Source organism: Telluria sp. RB2R28 (genome assembly GCF_059685835.1).
The window spans coordinates 580,296-600,235 of record NZ_JCASIK010000003.1; the positions used below are offsets into that span (position 1 = coordinate 580,296).

Annotated in this window: 14 protein-coding genes; 12 read left to right on the forward strand and 2 right to left on the reverse strand. The window is 62.9% G+C overall.

All coding sequences use genetic code 11. From position 1 onward, the window contains the following. Window positions 1-8: 8 nt before the first annotated feature. Complete coding sequence (locus AC56LV_RS14935; protein ID WP_499558729.1) at window positions 9-2,360, reverse strand: Tex family protein; 2,352 nt, start codon at window positions 2,358-2,360, stop codon at window positions 9-11. 234 nt (window positions 2,361-2,594) lie between these two features. Between AC56LV_RS14935 and AC56LV_RS14940 the strand changes: the two genes are divergently transcribed. Further along, window positions 2,595-5,708, forward strand: a complete 3,114-nt coding sequence (locus AC56LV_RS14940; protein WP_499558731.1) for a DEAD/DEAH box helicase — start codon at window positions 2,595-2,597, stop codon at window positions 5,706-5,708. Window positions 5,709-5,808: 100 nt separating this feature from the next. Here AC56LV_RS14940 and AC56LV_RS14945 read toward each other — a convergent pair whose 3' ends face one another. Then, window positions 5,809-6,057, reverse strand: coding sequence for a DUF3297 family protein (locus AC56LV_RS14945; RefSeq protein WP_183555080.1), 249 nt, complete (start codon window positions 6,055-6,057; stop codon window positions 5,809-5,811). Window positions 6,058-6,262: 205 nt separating this feature from the next. Here AC56LV_RS14945 and AC56LV_RS14950 point away from each other — a divergent pair, with 205 nt between their 5' ends. The 11 genes from AC56LV_RS14950 (at window position 6,263) to AC56LV_RS15000 (ending at window position 19,794) form a co-directional block, all read left to right on the forward strand. Next, on the forward strand, window positions 6,263-7,360 hold the full coding sequence (locus tag AC56LV_RS14950) for a PAS domain-containing sensor histidine kinase (protein WP_499558733.1): 1,098 nt from the start codon (window positions 6,263-6,265) through the stop codon (window positions 7,358-7,360). A gap of 123 nt (window positions 7,361-7,483) precedes the next feature. Next, on the forward strand, window positions 7,484-8,164 hold the full coding sequence (locus tag AC56LV_RS14955; RefSeq protein ID WP_183555085.1) for a response regulator transcription factor: 681 nt from the start codon (window positions 7,484-7,486) through the stop codon (window positions 8,162-8,164). Window positions 8,165-8,440: 276 nt separating this feature from the next. Beyond that, window positions 8,441-9,151, forward strand: coding sequence for a transposase (locus AC56LV_RS14960; RefSeq protein ID WP_499558735.1), 711 nt, complete (start codon window positions 8,441-8,443; stop codon window positions 9,149-9,151). A gap of 251 nt (window positions 9,152-9,402) precedes the next feature. Next, the gene (locus AC56LV_RS14965; RefSeq protein WP_499504143.1) at window positions 9,403-14,118 is read left to right on the forward strand and encodes a glutamate synthase-related protein; all 4,716 of its coding nucleotides are present in this window, start codon (window positions 9,403-9,405) and stop codon (window positions 14,116-14,118) included. Window positions 14,119-14,150: 32 nt separating this feature from the next. After that, window positions 14,151-15,614, forward strand: a complete 1,464-nt coding sequence (locus AC56LV_RS14970) for a glutamate synthase subunit beta (RefSeq protein ID WP_499456029.1) — start codon at window positions 14,151-14,153, stop codon at window positions 15,612-15,614. A gap of 415 nt (window positions 15,615-16,029) precedes the next feature. Continuing rightward, window positions 16,030-16,833: an ABC transporter ATP-binding protein gene (locus AC56LV_RS14975; RefSeq protein ID WP_183555094.1), complete on the forward strand. Its 804-nt coding sequence runs from the start codon at window positions 16,030-16,032 to the stop codon at window positions 16,831-16,833. Then, window positions 16,830-17,612: a lipid asymmetry maintenance ABC transporter permease subunit MlaE gene (gene mlaE, locus AC56LV_RS14980; protein WP_499558737.1), complete on the forward strand. Its 783-nt coding sequence runs from the start codon at window positions 16,830-16,832 to the stop codon at window positions 17,610-17,612. The genes AC56LV_RS14975 and mlaE overlap by 4 nt, the downstream gene beginning before the upstream one ends. 24 nt (window positions 17,613-17,636) lie before the next feature. Beyond that, window positions 17,637-18,107, forward strand: coding sequence for an outer membrane lipid asymmetry maintenance protein MlaD (mlaD, locus tag AC56LV_RS14985; protein WP_332531270.1), 471 nt, complete (start codon window positions 17,637-17,639; stop codon window positions 18,105-18,107). Next, complete coding sequence (locus AC56LV_RS14990; protein ID WP_499504142.1) at window positions 18,107-18,853, forward strand: MlaA family lipoprotein; 747 nt, start codon at window positions 18,107-18,109, stop codon at window positions 18,851-18,853. The genes mlaD and AC56LV_RS14990 overlap by 1 nt, the downstream gene beginning before the upstream one ends. Before the next feature lie 15 nt (window positions 18,854-18,868). Next, window positions 18,869-19,519: an MlaC/ttg2D family ABC transporter substrate-binding protein gene (locus AC56LV_RS14995; protein WP_499558739.1), complete on the forward strand. Its 651-nt coding sequence runs from the start codon at window positions 18,869-18,871 to the stop codon at window positions 19,517-19,519. Window positions 19,520-19,536: 17 nt separating this feature from the next. Beyond that, window positions 19,537-19,794 carry an STAS domain-containing protein gene (locus AC56LV_RS15000; RefSeq protein WP_499558741.1) on the forward strand — a complete coding sequence of 86 codons (258 nt, stop codon included), beginning with the start codon at window positions 19,537-19,539 and terminating at the stop codon, window positions 19,792-19,794. The last annotated feature ends 146 nt before the right edge of the window (window positions 19,795-19,940 follow it).

Below are 19,940 nucleotides of genomic sequence, written 5' to 3' on the forward strand. Positions count from 1 at the left end.
TTTGCCCGTTATTTGCGCAGCTTGGCAAACGCATCGGCCATCGCGCCGCCGGCCGGCGCCGTCGTGCGTTCCTGGCGCTGGTGCTGCTGCACGCGTTTGGCGTCGTTGCGGTCGGGCCGCTGCGCCGGCTGCGCGCCCGGCTGCGGCGCGCTGTCCGTCAGGCGCATCGTCAGCGCGATGCGCTTGCGCTTCGGGTCCACTTCCAGCACCTTGACCTTGACCACCTGGCCGGCCTTGACGACCGTGTGCGGGTCTTTCACGAACGTGTTCGACAGCGCCGAGATGTGCACCAGACCGTCCTGGTGCACGCCAATGTCGACGAACGCACCGAACGCGGCGACGTTGGTAACGACGCCTTCCAGGATCATGTCCGGGCGCAGGTCCGAGATCTGCTCCACGCCATCCTTGAAGGTGGCCGTGGTGAACTCGGGCCGTGGATCGCGGCCCGGTTTTTCCAGCTCTTTCAGGATATCGGTGATGGTCGGCACGCCGAACTTGTCGTCCGCGTACCTGGCCGGGTTCAGGCTTTTAATGAGCGCGCCGTCGCCGATCACGGCTTTCATGTCGCGCTTGACGTCGAGCAGGATTTTTTCGACGAGCGGGTAGGATTCCGGGTGCACGGCCGATGCATCCAGCGGGTTGGCGCTGTTCATCACGCGCAAAAATCCCGCTGCCTGCTCGAAGGTTTTCTCGCCCAGACGCGGCACTTTTTTCAGCGCCGCGCGGGAGGCAAATGCACCGTGCGTGTCGCGGTACGCGACGATGCCCTGCGCTACCGTGGACGACAGGCCGGACACGCGCGCCAGCAGCGGCGCCGACGCGGTGTTCACGTCCACGCCGACGGCGTTCACGCAATCCTCGACCACGGCGTCGAGCGAGCGCGCCAGCTGGCTTTGCGAGACGTCGTGCTGGTACTGGCCCACGCCGATCGACTTTGGATCGATCTTGACCAGTTCGGCCAGCGGGTCCTGCAGGCGGCGCGCAATCGAGACCGCGCCGCGCAGCGACACGTCCATGTCGGGCAGCTCGCGTGACGCGAATTCGGACGCCGAATAGACCGACGCGCCGGCTTCCGAGACGACGATTTTTGTGAGCTTCAGGTCGGGCTGCTGCTTGATCAGATCCTGCGCCAGCTTGTCGGTTTCGCGCGAGCCGGTGCCGTTGCCGATCGAGACCAGCGACACATTGTGTTTCGCAGCCAGGAGGCCCAGCGTGTGCAGCGCGCCGTCCCAGTCGTTGCGCGGCTGGTGCGGGTAGACCGTGGCGGTATCGACCACCTTGCCGGTGGCGTCGACCACCGCGACCTTCACGCCGGTGCGCAGGCCAGGGTCCAGGCCCATCGTCGCGCGCGGGCCGGCCGGCGCGGCCAGCAGCAGGGCTTTCAGGTTGCGGGCGAAGACGCCGATCGCATCGAGTTCGGCCTTGTCGCGCAGCGCGCCCATCAACTCGGTATCCAGGTGCATGAAGCTTTTCACGCGCCAGGTCCAGCGCGCCGTATCGAGCAGCCATTTGTCGGCCGGGCGGCCCTGCGCCTTGATGCCGAAGCGCGCCGCGATGCGGCCCTCGCACGGATTGAGCGGTGCATCCCACTTCGGCTTTTCGGGCTCGGAATCCAGGCGCAGCGCCACGTCCAGCATGCCTTCGCGGCGCCCGCGCAGGAGCGCCAGCGCGCGGTGCGACGGCACCGCGGCCAGTGGCTCGCTGTAGTCGAAATAGTCGGCGAATTTTTCGCCTTCGTCCTGTTTGCCGGCGACGACCTTCGATTCGACGACGCCGTGTTCCTGCACGTATTCGCGCAGCGTCTGCAGCAGCGCGGCGTCTTCGGCGAAACGCTCCATCAGGATCTGGCGCGCGCCATCGAGCGCCGCTTTGGTGTCAAGCACGCCGGGGTTGGCGCCGCCGTCAGCGTTGGTGAACGCGTCGCGCAGATAGTCCTTCGCGATGGCCTCGGGATCCTGCTGCGGGTCGGCCAGCAGGGTCTCGGCCAGCGGCGCCAGGCCCGCCTCGATCGCGATCTGCGCCTTCGTGCGGCGCTTCTGCTTGTACGGCAGGTACAGGTCTTCGAGACGCGTTTTATCCTCGGCCAGTGCGATCGATTCCAGCAGCGCCGGCGTCATCTTGTTCTGCTCCGTGATCGACGCGATGATTGATGCGCGCCGGTCTTCCAGCTCGCGCAGATAGCGCAGGCGTTCTTCGAGAAGGCGCAGCTGGATGTCATCCAGCCCGCCGGTGGCTTCCTTGCGGTAGCGCGCGATGAAGGGCACGGTGGCGCCTTCGTCCAGCAGGGCGATGGCGGCGGCCACCTGGGCTGGCCTGGCGGCGAGTTCTTTGGCAAGGCGTTGTTCGATGGATGGCAGCATAGGCAGTGGTGAAGCGAGGATCGTGGACCAAGCGGCCAATGATACGCAAACAGCGCCGATACGCCAGTCTTGACAGGGTCACACGAACATGAGAGAACAGTCGGTTGGCAGAAGACACACGCGTTGCGTGCGCGCACCATTTGTCTGCAAGGTGCGATTACGAACAAATCGGAAGTGTTCGTATGCGAGATAATAGTCGTTATTGCCGTTTTTAATACCCTGCCACGAGACCCAATGACAACAGTCGATTATCTTCGCGAGAAAGCCAGCGACGCACCCGCAGCCCGCACGCCCGCACGTTCTCCGGCCCTGCCGGCGCCGGTCGTGAGCTGGTTGCAGCGGGTCGAAGCAGCGGCGCATCCGCAGCCGAAGCTGACCGACGAAGTGGTCGACCCGAAGGCCGCACAGTACAAGTTCGTCTACGTGATGGCGCCTACCAGCGGCGGGCGCCACGTGGCGCTGTGCCTGTGCAAGGCGCGCCTGCGGCCGAACGGCGACGTGGCTGCGGCCAGTCCCGTCAGCGAAGTCTTTTCGCTCCTGTCGGCGCCGCCGGCTTATCTCGAAGGCGACGACATCGACCTGGTGCGCTTTTTCATCGCCATGCGCAGCGGGTCGGCGCAAGGCACCAGCGCCACCGAACCGAAAGGCAAGGTCGGCGCGATCCTGCTGCAGATGCTGCTCGAACAGGGCAAGCTGTTGTGGGCGAACTCGTGGGCCGACATGGCCGGTGGCCTGGTCTACCCGCTGCAGGGCGGCCCGACCCGCCTGGCCAGCCTGGCCTGGCGCGACGAAGGCCGCGTCGCAAAACTCGGCTGGTCGGTCGAACCCGTGGGCGGCGCGGCCGCGCACAGCGCCGCCGACCAGATCGACTACATGCTGCCGACCGATCCGCCGTGGTACATCGACAATCTGTCGTGCGGGCCGCTCGACCTCAATCGCGGCGGCATCGACATCTCGCTGGCCGAACTGCAGGCGCTGGTGGCGCAGGCACCGACGCTCACCGGCACCGATAAAAAACGCGTCTCGCAACTGCTGCTCGCACACGGCCTGCAGCAGCTGATGCCGCTGCCGCAGCCGCTCACGCAGCGCCTGCGTAATGATGTCAAACCGATTCCGCACCTGCTGCTCGATGCGGTGCAACTGGCCGACGGCAGCGCCGCGCGCTGGCAGGACTTCGCCGTGCTGGCCTTCGACTACGACGGCCAGCGCGTCTCGTTCGACCCGTCGCAGCGCGTCGTGCGCCAGGTGGGCGACCTCACCGAAATCATCGAGCGCGACCCCAAGCTCGAAAGCGATGCGCTCGACAAGCTGGGCGAGATCGGTTTCCGCAAGCCGGCGACGGCGCCGCTGAACGTGATGGCCGGCGCGCTGCAGCTCGAGAGCCAGGCGCACTGGCTGCGCTTTGCCGAGCAGTCGGTCGATGCGCTGTCCGACGCTGGCTGGCACCTGCAAAAATCGCCCAAGTACCGCTATGACGTGGTGCCGGTCGAAGACTGGTACGCCGACATCGACGAACCGGCTGAAGCAGGCAATGCCTGGTTCGAACTGGAGCTGGGCATCGTGGTGGCCAAGAAGCGCGTGCCGCTGCTGCCGGTGCTGGTGCAGCTGATTCGCAGCGCGCCGCTCGAATTCGATCCGAGCGTGCTGGCCGCGCATGCCGAGTCCGACCAGATGCTGGCCGTGCTGCCCGATGGCGAGCGCGTGGCGCTGCCGTGGGGCCGCCTCAAGCCCATCCTCGCCACGCTGGGCGAGCTGTATTTCAATGACAAGATCAAGGCGCGCCTGCGCCTGTCGACGCTGGATGCAGCGCGGCTCGAAGAACTGGCGCGCGGCGTCGAGCTGCAATGGACCGGCGGCGAGCGCCTGCGCGAGACCGGCCGCAAACTGAGCCAGTTTGGCGCCGTGAAAAAAGTCGAGGCGCCGGCCGGCCTGCAGGCCACCTTGCGCGACTACCAGCTCGATGGCCTGGCGTGGATGCAGTTCCTGCGCGAGTATGACCTGGGCGGCATCCTGGCCGACGATATGGGCCTGGGCAAGACGGTGCAGACGCTGGCGCACATCCTGGTCGAAAAAGAAGCGGGCCGTTTGACCAGCCCGGCGCTGGTGATCGCGCCGACGAGCCTGATGGCCAACTGGTTCGACGAAGCCGCGCGCTTTGCCCCGAGCCTGAAAGTGCTGCTGTTGCAGGGCAAGGAGCGCATGGAGTCGTTCGACCAGATCGACGGCGCCGACATCGTGCTGACCACCTACGCGCTGCTGCCGCGCGACGAAGAAGAACTGCGCAAGCACCACTATCACCTGGTGATCCTGGACGAATCGCACTACATCAAGAACACCCGCTCCAAGGCGGCGCAGACGGCCGGTTCGCTCGACGCCAGCCACCGCCTGTGCCTGTCCGGTACGCCGCTCGAGAACCACCTGGGCGAGCTGTGGTCGCAGTTCCACTTCCTGATCCCCGGTCTGCTCGGCGACGAGAAAACCTTCAACACCCAGTTCCGTCATCCGATCGAGCGCCAGGACGATCCGGTGCGCCGCACGCTGCTCAATCGCCGCATCCGGCCATTCCTGCTGCGCCGCACGAAGGACAACGTGGCCAAGGAGCTGCCGCAAAAGACCGAGATGGTGCGCCGCATCGAGCTCTCCGGCCCGCAGCGCGACCTGTACGAAACGGTGCGCCTGGCGATGGACAAGAAAGTGCGCGACGAGATCGACCGCAAGGGCGTGGCGCGCAGCCAGATCGTGATCCTCGAAGCGCTGCTCAAGCTGCGCCAGGTGTGCTGCGATCCGCGCCTGGTCAAGTCGATGCCGTCCAAAAAGAACACGGCGGCGGTATCGGCCAAATTGACCGACCTGATGCAGATGGTCGAAGACTTGCTGGGCGAAGGCCGCAAGATTCTCGTGTTCTCGCAGTTCACCAGCATGCTGGCGCTGATCGAAGAAGAACTCGCGCTGCGCAAGATCCCGTATGCGCTGCTCACCGGCGAGACGCGCGACCGCTCGGCGCAGGTGGCCGCATTCCAGCAGGGCGCGGTGCCGATCTTCCTGATCAGCCTGAAAGCGGGCGGCGTGGGGTTGAACCTGACCGCGGCTGACACCGTGATCCACTACGATCCGTGGTGGAATCCGGCAGCCGAGAACCAGGCGACCGACCGCGCCTGGCGCATCGGGCAGGACAAGCCGGTGTTCGTCTACAAGCTGATTGCCAAGGGCACGCTGGAAGAAAAGATCCAGCTGCTGCAGCAGAAGAAGTCGGAGCTGGCGCACTCGATCCTGTCCGAAGGCGAGTCGCAGAAGATGGCGCTGACGCAGGAAGACCTGCAGGCGATCTTTGCGCCGCTGGCGGAGTAGTCGATCCGGGGAGGGCTAGTCAGCGCAGCGCAAGCTGGCGCTGGTATACATAAAGAAATGGCGGGCTCGCGAGCCCGCCATTGTTGTATCGACCAAAGGTTTACGCGTAATACGCTTCGACTTTGCCTTTCAGCTTGATCAGCATCGGGCGGCCTTTGCGGTCGAGGGTCTTGCCAGCGGCAACCTTGATCCAGCCTTCGCTGATGCAATACTCTTCGACGTCGGTACGGTCCTTGTCGTTGAAGCGGATGCCGACGTCGTGCTGGAAGACGTCACGGTTATGAAATGGGCTGCTCGGATCGATCGAGAGCCGGTCTGGGAGCGGGGGGCGGGTAGCGGTATCGTTCATAGTGGTGAAATTATCGCCCAAACCCTGTCGGTATGGCGCAATTGTTTCGTTTGCCACGGGGATTCCATGCCGGATCGCCTACTTTCATTCCCTCCTGAAACCATATTTTGCATTTTGCAAAGCAATATGTCACAGACAAGTGACGGTCGCGATATACTAGCTGGTCGATACATCGTCCGTAACTGTTGGTGAAGAAAGAGGTCCAATGAAGTCCAGTCCGATTGCCGCCACCACATCTGCCATCCCGGTCCCTGCCGGCGATGCCGAGATGCTCACCGGCCGGCAACTGCGTACGATCGCCGAACTGGGAGACGACGTGGCCTTTGCCATTGCACTGCCGGCGGGAAGCGTACGCTATCTGAGCCCGGCATTTGCGGCCCTGAGTGGCTATGACGCTGCGACGCTGCAAAGCGCGCTCGATGGCGACAGCGCCTCGCCGCTGGCGCCGCTGGCAGTGTGGTTGCGCGCGATGGCCGCCGGCAAGCCGGGGGTGCGCAACCGGCGCGAATTCGATCTGTTCGATGCCGAGCGCCGCCCGCTGGCGCTGGAAGCGCTGGCCATCGTGCCGGCCGATGACGGATCGGCCCTGGTTGGCCTGCTGCGCGACCTGTCGGCGCGGCGCGGCCACGATAGCGAATACAAACGCTTTGCCAGCATGCTCAATCACGAGTTCCGTACGCCACTGGCGACGATCGACGGCGCGATCCAGCGGCTGGAAGCCACGTCCACCCATGCCGAGGAATCGGTGCGCGCCCGCTATCGCAAGATCGGCGCGGCAGTCGACCGCCTGATCGGGATGCTCGACGAATACCTGTCGCCGGATCGCATGGCCACGCTCGGGCGCACCCGCCAGCCCAACACCATCACGGTCGGGGAACTGGTCGAGACGGGCGCTGCCCAGATCCGCACCGCCGGACGCGCGGCCGTACTGCAGCTCGACGATGTCGCCTCGATCCTGCGCGGCGAACCGGAAGGCTTGCGGCTGGCGCTGAAGGTCATGATCGACAATGCACTCGCGTTTTCGCCGCCCGCCGCCGATGTGACGGTGCGCGTGCGGCGCAGCGGTGGCGGCGTCGAGATCGCTGTACTCGACGGCGGCGCCGGCGTGCCGCCGGACGATGCGTCGCGCGTTTTCGACAAAGGGTATCGCGGCCGCAACGCCGCCGGCCTGCCAGGCAGCGGTCTGGGGCTGTACATGGCGCGCTCGATCATCGAAGTGCACGGCGGCGTGCTGAGTTTGGCGCCGGGGCAACAGGGCGCCGGCGCCGAGTTCCGGCTCTGGATGCCGGCGCTGGTCTTATAGAGGTTATAGAGGAATAACTCCTTGCTTCAGGTAGCCTCAGCAGTGATAATCGGGACCGCGCTTCGGCGTGGATAACGCTACCATCGGTATCAACGACGGGCAGGTGACTAATATGGCAAGGGCATGACGCAGATACTGATTGTTGAAGACAATGGCGAATACGCCGACGACATGGCCGAGTTCCTGAAGGAGCTGGACCACGACGTCACGATCGCCCGGACCGCCAGTGAAATGTGGGCGGCGCTGACGCGCACGCCGGCTGCGGTCGTGGTGCTCGACCTCGGACTGCCGGACGAAGATGGCTTCAATGTCATCCCGCGCATGCGACAGCTGTACCCGGAAATCGGGTTGCTGGTGCTGACGGGCCGGGTGGCGTTCGACCACCGCATCCTGGGCCTGCGCCTGGGCGCCGACCATTACCTGACCAAGCCGATCAAGTTCCCGGAACTGGCGGCCCACATCGAGGCACTGGACCGCCGGGTGCGTCCGCAGGATCCGGCGCCAGCCCCGAGCAAGTGGATGCTGCGCGTGAGCGCGCGCCAGCTCGAGCTGATGGGCAAGGTCGTCGACCTGACCGAGAAGGAGTGCAACTTCCTGCACCTGCTGACGATCAACACGCGCCCGGTGCCGCGCCACGTCATCGTCGCCGGCATGGGTGGCGACGACCCCGACGCCAGCCGCCGCGTCGACATGCTGGTCTACCGCCTGCGCAAGAAAGCCCGCTCCGGCCTCGGCCAGGACCTCCCCCTGCGCAGCGCCTACGGCGAAGGCTACAGCCTCTCCGCCGGCTTCACCCTCTCCTGACCCGCCTCTACCCTCCCACAATGAGGGTCAGAGTCGAATTATTGGCCAATTTCCACTCAGACAATTAGGGTCAGAGTCGAATTATTGGCCAATTTTCTTTGGGAAATTGGCTAGGTTAAACAATTGGAGCTGAAAAGTCGGTCGATAAATTTCGTCTGGACTCATTCTCAGATAATTGGGGACAGAGTCGATTGGATTTTGCGACCTCTTGCGTTTAATTAGGGACAGAGTCATTTTCCATTGTAGAATTCCGATTCCTCACGCACATCCGACGCCATGGCACGCCAACCTCGACTCATCGTTCCCGAGCAACCGCACCACGTGATCCAGCGCGGCAATAACCGCCAGATCATTTACAGGGAAGAGGCAGACTACCAGCGATTTCTCGTCTGGCTCAAGGAAGGCGCGCGGTTTTATGATGTGTCAATCCATGCTTATGTCTTGATGCCGAACCATGTTCACCTGCTGGCAACGCCGAGCGACGCCACTGGCCTGGCGCTGATGATGCAGAAGGTCGGCCGACTCTATGTTCCGTGGTTTAACCACAAGTACGAGCGCAGCGGTGGCTTGTTCGAGGGGCGTTTCCGCACCTCGCTGATCGACTCGGACCGGTATTTCATGACCTGCAGCCGCTACATCGAGCTCAATCCCGTGCGCGCACAATTGTCCATCGGGCCGGGCGACTATCCATGGTCGAGCTATGCCCACCATGCCGGCGCGCGTCTGGATACGCTCGTGAGCGACCACAGCCTGTTCTGGGCCCTGGGTAACACGCCATTCCAGCGCGAGGCGGCGTATATCGACATGGTTCAGCAGGGGTTGTCATCCGAGGAGGTGGATTTCATCACCACCTCGATTCTGCGAAACAAGCCACTGGGGTCAGACTCGTTCAAGAGCCAGTTGGAGCAAAAAACACAACGCCAGATCTTGCCAGCCAAGCGTGGCCGACCTTTTAATCCGCCCCTTCCACCGTTAGCACAAGCCTGAAACAGGGCAATTCCCGACACAACGGCACGGTTATTCGTGCCGTTTTTTATTGCAAAAACACATTTAAAATCAAGCGCTTAGGTTCCAATGCAGAGCACAACTACAAACCAGATTGACTCTGTCCCCAATTATCGTGTTTCTCAAAAAGTTGTCAAACAATTCGACTCTGACCCTAATTATTGAGGTTGACGGGGGATTTTGCATTGCACTATTCTCGGCATTCGATCCCGTAAAGATGTGGAGAATGTCGCATGATTGCCCAAGGTTTGTATGATCCCGCCAATGAACACGATGCTTGTGGTGTTGGCTTCATCGCCCATATCAAGGGCAACAAGAGTCATTCGATTGTTGAACAGGGTCTGTTGATTCTGAAGAACCTCGACCACCGGGGCGCTGTCGGCGCCGATGCGCTGATGGGTGACGGGGCGGGGATCCTGATCCAGATTCCGGACCAGTACTACCGCGACGAGATGGCGCGCCAGGGCGTCGAGCTGCCGCCGCCAGGCGAGTACGGCGTCGGCATGGTGTTCTTGCCGAAAGAGCATGCGTCGCGCATCGCCTGCGAGCAGGAAATCGAGCGCGCCGTGCGCATCGAAGGCCAGGTCGTTCTCGGCTGGCGCAACGTGCCGGTCGATGCAACGATGCCGATGTCGCCGTTCGTGCGTGCCAAGGAGCCGGTGATTCGCCAGATCTTCATCGGCCGCGGCCCGGACATCATGGTCACCGATGCACTTGAGCGCAAACTGTATGTGATCCGCAAATCGTCCGGTCACGCGATCCAGGCCCTCAAACTCCTGCATGGCAAGGAATTCTTCGTGCCGTCGATGTCGGCGCGCACCGTCGTCTATAAAGGCCTGCTGCTGGCCGACCAGGTGGGCGTGTTCTACAAGGATCTGCAGGACCCGCGCTGCATCTCGGCGCTGGCCCTGGTCCACCAGCGCTTCTCGACCAATACCTTCCCCGAGTGGCCGCTGGCCCACCCGTACCGCCTGATCGCCCACAACGGCGAGATCAATACCGTCAAGGGCAACTTCAACTGGACCCGCGCGCGCGAAGGCATCCTCAAGTCGGCCGTGCTGGGCGACGACCTGAACAAGCTGTTCCCGCTGATCTATGAAGGCCAGTCCGACACCGCCTGTTTCGACAACGCGCTCGAACTCCTGATCATGGCCGGCTACCCGATCGCCCAGGCGATGATGATGATGATCCCGGAAGCCTGGGAAAACCACGCATCGATGGACGACAACCGCCGCGCCTTCTACGAATACCACGCCGCGATGATGGAGCCGTGGGACGGCCCGGCCGCGATGGCCTTCACCGACGGCCGCCACATCGGCGGTACGCTCGACCGCAACGGCCTGCGCCCGGCGCGCTACGTCATCACCGAGGACGATCTGGTCGTCATGGCATCCGAATCGGGCGTGCTGCCGATTCCCGAATCGCGCATCGTCAAGAAGTGGCGCCTCCAGCCAGGCAAGATGTTCCTGATCGACCTCGAAGCGGGCCGCATCATCGACGACAAGGAACTGAAGGACACCTACGCCAACGCCAAGCCGTACAAGGCCTGGATCAAGTCGGTGCGCATCAAGCTCAATGAAATCAAGCTGACCGAGTCGCAGCTGGCCGCCGGCCGCGCGAAGGATGCGCAGGGCGAGAAGCCGGCGCTCACGCTGCTCGACCGCCAGCAGGCATTCGGCTACACGCAGGAAGACCTGAAATTCCTGATGGCGCCGATGGCCGTGCTGGGCGAAGAAGCCACCGGCTCGATGGGCAACGACTCGCCGCTGGCCGTCACGTCCAACAAACTCAAGCCGCTGTATAACTACTTCAAGCAGCTGTTCGCGCAGGTGACCAATCCGCCGATCGATCCGATCCGCGAAAGCATGGTCATGTCGCTGGTCTCGTTCATCGGCCCGAAGCCGAACATCCTCGACACCAACAACGTCAACCCGCCGATGCGCCTCGAAGTCGCGCAGCCGATCCTGAACTTCGACGACATGGCGCGCCTGCGCAATATCGGCCAGCACACCGGCGGCAAGTTCAAGGCCTATGAGCTCAACATCTGCTACCCGGTCGCCTGGGGCAAGGAAGGCATCGAAGCGTCGCTGGCCTCGCTGTGCGCCGAAGCGGTCGATGCGGTCAAGTCGGGCCACAACATCCTGATCGTGTCGGATCGCCGCATGTCGCCCGACCTGGTCGCCATTCCCGCGCTGCTGGCCACCTCCAGCGTGCACCAGCACCTGGTAGCGCGCGGCCTGCGCGCCTCCGCCGGCCTCGTGATCGAAACCGGCTCGGCGCGCGAGACGCACCACTTCGCGCTGCTGGCCGGCTACGGCGCCGAAGCCGTGCACCCGTACCTCGCCCTTGAAACGCTGGCCGAGCTGGCGCATGGCCTGCCGCAGGAGCTGTCGGCCGAGACGGTGAGCTACAACTACATCAAGGCCGTCGGCAAGGGCCTGATGAAGGTGATGTCCAAAATGGGCATCTCCACCTACATGTCGTACTGCGGCGCGCAGATTTTCGAGGCCGTGGGCCTGAACAAATCGCTGGTCGACAAGTACTTCAAGGGCACCTCGTCGAACATCGAAGGCATTGGCCTGTTCGAAGTGGCCGAAGAAGCGCTGCGCCTGCACGCGCTGGCCTTCGGCGCCGATCCGGTGCTGGCCAATGCGCTGGACGTCGGCGGCGAGTACGCCTTCCGCGTGCGCGGCGAAGACCACCTGTGGACGCCGGACACGATCGCCAAGCTGCAGCACGCGACGCGCGCCAACAACTTCTCGACCTATAAGGAATACGCGCAGCTGATCAACGACCAGACGCGCCGTCACCTGACGCTGCGCGGCCTGTTCGAATTCAAGATCGACCGCGACAAGGCGATCCCGATCGAAGAAGTCGAATCGGCCAAGGACATCGTCAAGCGCTTTGCGACCGGCGCCATGTCCCTTGGCTCGATCAGCACCGAAGCCCACGCCACGCTGGCCATCGCGATGAACCGCATCGGCGGCAAGAGCAATACGGGCGAGGGCGGCGAAGATCCGGCGCGCTACATGAATGAGTTCAAGGGCATCGCGATCAAGAAAGGCGAGTCGCTGGCGTCGCGCCTGGGCGATGGCCGCGTCGTGGTCGACATCCCGCTCGAAGACGGTGACTCGCTGCGTTCAAAAATCAAGCAGGTGGCGTCGGGGCGCTTTGGCGTCACCGCTGAATACCTGAACTCGGCCGATCAGATCCAGATCAAGATGGCGCAGGGCGCCAAGCCGGGCGAAGGCGGCCAGCTGCCGGGCCATAAAGTGTCCGAGTACATCGCCAGCCTGCGCTTCTCGGTGCCGGGTGTCGGCCTGATTTCGCCGCCGCCGCACCACGACATCTATTCGATCGAAGACCTGGCCCAGCTGATCCACGACCTGAAAAACGTGAACCCGCGCGCCTCGATCTCGGTCAAGCTGGTCTCGGAAGTGGGCATCGGCACGGTCGCTGCTGGCGTCTCGAAAGCCAAGGCCGATCACATCGTCGTCGCCGGCCACGATGGCGGCACCGGCGCCTCGCCCCTGTCGTCGGTCAAGCACGCCGGCACGCCGTGGGAGCTGGGCCTGGCCGAGACCCAGCAGACGCTGGTGCTCAATGGCCTGCGTAGCCGCATCCGCCTGCAAGCGGATGGCCAGATGCGCACCGGCCGCGACGTCGTCATCGCGGCGATGCTGGGCGCCGATGAAGTGGGCTTTGCCACCGCGCCGCTGGTGGTCGAAGGTTGCATCATGATGCGCAAGTGCCACCTGAATACCTGCCCGGTGGGCGTGGCCACGCAAGACCCGGTGCTGCGCGCAAAATTCCAGGGCAAACCCGAGCATGTCGTGAACTACTTCTTCTTCGTCGCCGAAGAAGCCCGCCAGATCATGGCGCAGCTGGGCATCCGCACCTATGACGAACTGATTGGCCGCGCCGACCTGCTCGACAAATCCAAGGCGATCGGCCACTGGAAGGCGCAGGGCCTGGACTTCTCCAACATCTTCTACCAGCCGAAAGTCGAGAGCCAGCGTGCGCTGTTCCACACCGAAGGCCAGGACCATGGCCTGGACAAGGCGCTCGATCACAAGCTGATCGCGCAAGCCAAGGCGGCACTGGAAAAGGGCGAGCGCGTCTCGTTCATCTCGCCGGTCAAGAACCTGAACCGCACCGTCGGCGCCATGCTGTCGGGCGAAGTCGCCACGCGCTACGGCCATGCCGGCCTGCCGGACGACACGATCCACATCCAGCTGCAAGGCACGGCGGGCCAGTCCGCTGCTGCCTTCCTGGCCGGTGGCATCACGATGGACCTGGTCGGCGAAGGCAACGACTACGTCGGCAAGGGCCTGTCGGGCGGGCGCATCATCGTGCGGCCGAACACCGAGTTCCGTGGCTGGGCGGTCGACAACATCATCGTCGGTAACACGGTGCTGTATGGCGCGATTTCGGGCGAAGCCTTCTTCAACGGCGTGGCCGGCGAGCGCTTCGCGGTGCGCAACTCGGGCGCCACGGCCGTCGTCGAAGGCTGCGGCGACCACGGTTGCGAATACATGACTGGCGGTACCGTGGCGGTGCTGGGCGACACCGGCCGCAACTTCGCCGCCGGCATGTCGGGCGGCGTGGCCTTCGTGTACGACCCGAAAGGCGAATTCGAAGCGCGCTGCAACACGACGATGGTCAATCTCGAGCGCGTGCTGGCGTCGAAGGACCAGACCGATCCGGCCGCCTGGCACAGCCAGTCGCGCACCAGCGAGCGCGAGTCGGACGAAGCGATCCTGCGCCGCCTGATCGAGCGCCACTTCAAGTACACCGGCAGCACGCGTGCGCGCAACCTGCTCGACGACTGGGCCAACAGCCGCAGCAAGTTCGTCAAGGTGTTCCCGACCGACTACAAGCGCGCGCTCGAAGAGATGCACTTCTCGAGCATGGAAGAAGCGAACGACAAGATCGATCAGGCCGCGTAAGCAGCCGCGGACCAACGACCAAGGAAAATATTGTGGGCAAAATTACCGGCTTCATGGAATTCGAACGGCAGGAAGAGGATCATCTCGAACCGGTCGCGCGTCTGAAGAACTACAAGGAATTCGTCATCACGCTGACCGACGCGCAGGCGAAGGTGCAGGGCGCGCGCTGCATGGATTGCGGCATCCCGTTCTGTAACACGGGCTGCCCGGTCAACAACATCATCCCGGACTGGAACGACCTGGTCTTCCATGGCAACTACCGCCACGCGCTGGAAAACCTGCACTCGACGAACAATTTCCCCGAGTTCACCGGCCGCATCTGCCCGGCGCCGTGCGAGTCGGCCTGCACGCTCGGGATCAACGACGACCCGGTCGGCATCAAGTCGATCGAGCGCAAGATCATCGATACCGGCTGGGAGCACGGCTGGGTGGTGCCGCAGCCGCCTGAACATCGTACGGGCCGCAAGGTCGCCGTCGTCGGCTCCGGGCCTGCCGGCCTGGCCGCAGCCCAGCAACTGGCGCGCGTGGGCCACGACGTGACGGTGTTTGAAAAGAGCGATCGTCTGGGCGGGCTGCTGCGCTATGGGATCCCCGACTTCAAGATGGAGAAGGACCTGATCGACCGCCGCGTCGAACAGATGCAGGCCGAAGGCGTCACGTTCCGCACGGGTGTGTTGATTGGCAAGGACTTCCCGGCAGCCGTCAGCAATATGGCGCGCGACACGATCTTCCCGGAAGACCTGGAAAAAGAATTCGATGCCGTGATCATGGCCGGCGGCGCCGAGCAGCCACGTGACCTGCCAGTGCCGGGCCGCCAGCTCAAGGGCGTGCACTTTGCGATGGACTTCCTGCCGCAGCAAAACCGCGTCAATGCCGGCGACAAGCTGAAGGACCAGCTGAAAGCCACCGGCAAGCACGTGATCGTCATCGGCGGCGGCGACACCGGCTCGGACTGCGTCGGCACCTCGAACCGCCACGGCGCGGCCTCGGTGACGCAATTCGAACTGCTGCCGCAGCCGCCGGAACACGAAAACAAGCCGCTGGTCTGGCCCTACTGGCCGACGCGCCTGCGCACCTCGTCGTCGCACGAAGAAGGTTGCGAGCGCGACTGGGCGGTGGCGACCAAGCGCCTGGAAGGCAAGGGCGGCAAGGTGGAAAAGCTGATTGCCTGCCGCGTCGAGTGGAAAGACGGCAAGATGACGGAAGTGCCGGATTCCGAATTCGAACTGAAAGCCGACCTGGTGCTGCTGGCGATGGGCTTTGTCTCGCCGGTGCAGCAGGTGCTCGACGCCTTCGGCGTGCAGAAAGACCCGCGCGGCAATGCGCGCGCCACCACCGAAGGCGACCTGGCCTACCAGACGTCGAATCCGAAAGTGTTTACGGCGGGTGACATGCGTCGTGGTCAATCGCTGGTGGTGTGGGCGATCCGCGAAGGCCGTCAATGTGCGCGCGCGGTCGATGAGTTCCTGATGGGCGCATCAGTCTTGCCACGGTAAGACCTATGGTCAATGGCGGTCGTGCAATGCGACCGCCATGTTCGCCGGCTTGCAGACAATCCGGCGACAAATGCATGACAAACTATTTATAAACTGTCACTTGCTAATTCGCAAAGCTATCCCCAATTGGATGCTGCGATGCAAAATAGCCTGGCACGCTGTCGTCCTATCACGCGGCCTGTATCGTGCGGTTTATGTAAATATGTTTCAATTATATTGATTCCTCACAAGGAATTGCAATATTGTCATAGTTGCATAACCCAATAAAAACAATCGCTTACGACGTTAAATAGCTGACTGAACAGTTATTAGTGTTGTAATGTCACGTCGCCAGCCGGGGGTAAAATCGGGTCCCTCAAGCGGGTAAATAGCTTTCTGCACTACAATACCGGATTCCCTAACCTCAAATGATGCTGTGTCGAACCTAGTCGAAATCCGCGATCTGCATTTTGCTTACGGTGAGCGTTCCATTCTGTCGAATCTGCGCATGGATTTCCCACGTGGCAAGCTCATTGCTGTCATGGGTGGGTCCGGTTGCGGCAAGACGACGGTGTTGCGTCTCATCGGTGGCCAGATTCGCCCCCAGCGCGGCGAAGTCCGCATTGGCGGCGAAGTCGTGCACAGCCTCGATACGCAGGGGCTGTACCGCCTGCGCCGGCGCATGGGCATGCTGTTCCAGTTTGGCGCGCTGTTTACCGACCTGTCGGTGTTCGATAACGTGGCGTTTCCGCTGCGCGAGCACACCGACCTGCCCGAAGAACTCATCCGCGACCTCGTGCTCATGAAGCTCAACGCCGTGGGCCTGCGCAATGCGCACCGCCTCAAGCCGGCCGAGATTTCGGGCGGCATGGCGCGCCGTGTCGCCGTCGCCCGCGCTGTGGCGCTCGACCCCGAACTGATCATGTACGACGAGCCGTTCGCCGGCCTCGACCCGATCTCGATGGGTGTGACCGCGAATCTGATCCGCAACCTGAACGACGCCCTCGGCTCGACCTCGATCCTCGTCTCGCACGATGTGCAAGAGTGCTTCGCGATTGCCGATTACGTGTATTTCATGTCCGCTGGCAAGATCGTCGCAGAAGGCACGCCGACCGAACTGCGCGTCTCGACTGACCCGTACGTGCGCCAGTTCGTCAACGCCGAGCCGGACGGTCCGGTGCCGTTCCACTATCCCGGCAAGACGCTGGCCGACGACCTGGGCCTGGGAGCGCGCACATGATCGCCCGCTTCCTCGGTTATATCGGTTGCTCGGTGCGCGAAGGGCTGGCCGGTCTCGGTTTTGCCATCCGCTCGTTCTTCAGCATCCTGCGCGTGTCGCCCGGCGCGTTCCGCCGCCCGGGCTTGATTTCCGAGCAGATTCACTTCATCGGTAACTATTCGCTGGTGATCATTGCCGTGTCCGGCCTGTTCGTCGGCATGGTGCTGGGCCTGCAGGGTTATTACACGCTGAACCAGTATGGCGCCGAGCAGATGCTGGGTCAGGTCGTCGCGCTGTCGCTCGTGCGCGAACTGGGTCCGGTCGTCACGGCGCTGCTGTTTGCCGGTCGCGCCGGCACCTCGCTGACGGCGCAGATCGGCCTCATGAAAGCAGGCGAGCAATTGTCGGCCATGGAAATGATGGCGATTAATCCGGTCCAACGGGTGCTGGCGCCGCGTTTCTGGGCAGGCGTGATCGCCATGCCAGTGCTGGCGACGGTGTTTTCGGCCGTTGGCGTGATGGGTGGCTACCTCGTCGGCGTGAAATTGATCGGCGTGGATGAAGGTTCTTTCTGGGCCCAGATGCAATCTGGCGTCGATGTGCGCGCTGACGTACTGAACGGCGTGATTAAAAGCTTTATCTTTGGCATCGCCGTGACCTTTACTGCCCTGTTCCAGGGGTACCAGGCCCAGCCGACGCCGGAAGACGTCTCGCGTGCGACCACGCGTACTGTCGTGATCGCATCGCTGCTGGTCTGGGGGCTGAACTTCGTCATGACCGCCCTGATGTTCAATAAATAACTAACACGGTTTTAGGGTAATAAAATGCATCGCAAAACTATCGACGTCTGGGTTGGCCTGTTCGTGCTGCTGGGCTTGGCTGCACTGCTGTTCCTGGCTTTCCAGGCCGGCAATTTGAAGTCCATGTCGTTCGGGCAGACGTATTCCGTCAGCGGCCGGTTTGACAATATCGGCGGCCTCAAGCCGCAGGCACCCGTCAAGAGCGCCGGTGTGGTGGTTGGCCGCGTGGGCGAGATTGCCTTTGACGACAAGAGTTTCCAGGCATCTGTGCGCCTCGATTTGGATACCGACTATAAATTTCCAAAAGATAGTTCGTTGAAGATCCTGACCGCAGGCCTGCTTGGCGAGCAATACATCGGCATCGAAGCCGGTGGCGACACGAACAATCTGGCCGAGGGCGATCGCATCATCCGCACCCAGTCGGCGACAGTCCTCGAAGACTTGATCAATCAATTTATCTACAGCAAGGCTGCTGATGGAAAGGAAGGTAGTTAATGAACTACACCAACTCGCTTTCGCACGTGCGTCTATGTGCCGCCGCCGCTGCTGTCCTGGTCCTGACCGGTTGCGCGACCACCGCGAACAATCCACAGGATCCGCTCGAAGGCTATAATCGCGCCGTTTATTCGTTCAACGACGCCGTCGACCGCACCGTGCTCAAGCCGACCGCGACCGCCTACAAGAAGGTCGTGCCGGGCTTTGCCCAGACGGGCGTGAACAATTTCTTTGGCAACCTGTCGGATGCCTGGAGCTCGATCAACAACTTCCTGCAAGGCAAGGGCGAAGCCGGCGCGACCGATTTCGGCCGCGTGGCGGTCAATTCGACCTTCGGCATCTTCGGCCTGCTGGACATCGCGTCCGAAGCCGGCATGCAGAAGCACAACGAAGATTTCGGCCAAACGCTGGGCAAATGGGGCGTACCGAGCGGTCCGTACTTGATCTTGCCGCTTCTGGGCCCATCTACGGTACGTGATACCGCAGCATTGCCAGCCGATTTCGCGGGCGACATCTGGACCTACAAGACGCCGGTCAACTGGCGCAATGTGGGTACCGGCGTTCGCATCATCGACAAACGCGCCACGCTGCTCGACGCCTCGGGCCTGATGGACGACGCCGCACTGGACCGCTACGAGTTCCTGCGCGACGGCTATCTGCAGCGCCGCCAGAGCCAGGTCTACGACGGCAATGTGCCGCGCCAGGCTGATGACGTCGCCGAGCCAGCACCTTCCGAAACGAAGTAAGTTGAAAGGAATACGATGAAGCCATTCATGCACCTGATCGCCGCCGCCGCAGTCACCGCTGCCTTTTCCACGAGCGTGATCGCCCAGCCAGCCGCCAGCGCCGAAGCGCCGGACGTGCTGGTCAAGCGCATCAGCGCCGAAGTGATCGACAGCGTCAAGAACGACAAGGCAATCCAGTCGGGCGACCGCACCAAGATCATGGGCCTGGTCAATACCAAGATCCTGCCGTACGTCGATGCCGAGAAGATGACCCAGCAAGCAGCTGGCCGTCACTGGCGCACCGCCACGCCAGAGCAGCAAAAGCGCCTGACCACCGAGTTCCGCAATCTGCTGGTCTACACGTATTCCGGTGCGCTGTCGACCATCAAGAACGAAACCGTCGAGTTCAAGCCGATGCGCGCCGCCGCCACCGATACCGATGTCGAGGTGCGCTCGCAGGTCAACGTCGCGCGCGGTGAGCCAATCACGCTGAACTATCGCCTGGCCAAGGAAGGCAGTGGCTGGAAGATCTATGACGTGAACATCCTGGGCGCCTGGCTGGTCGAGACCTACAAGAGCACCTTCAACAGCGAGATCAGCAAGAGCGGCATCGATGGCCTGATCAAGCGCCTGGCCGACCGCAATGCGCAACTGGCGTCCAAGCCGCTGGCAGCGCCGGGCAAGTAATGGCCGAGGCAAATCCCATGCTGACGATCGATGCCATGACCTTCGACAGCGCCCGCCTGGCGCTGGCGCAGGGTGAGGCGGCAATCGGTCTTGGTGAGACCGTGTTCGATCTGTCTGGCGTGAAGTCGGCCGATTCGTCGGGCGTGGCCTTGCTGCTGGCCTGGCAGCGCCGCGCGTTGGGCGCCGGACACCGGCTCACGTTCATCAACGTGCCCGAGAACGTGCGCAAGCTCGCGTCCCTGTACGGGGTCGACACGCTGGTCGCACCAGCATGAATACGGGCAGCTTCGGCTGCCCGTTTTTTTTTGCGCGTTTCACCATCGTTGCCCGCACGGCGTCCCGCCGGGTTTCTCCGCCTGGCCCGCTTGACATGGCAATTTCACCTATAATGGACTGTTTCCCTGCACGGTCCTGGTGCGTT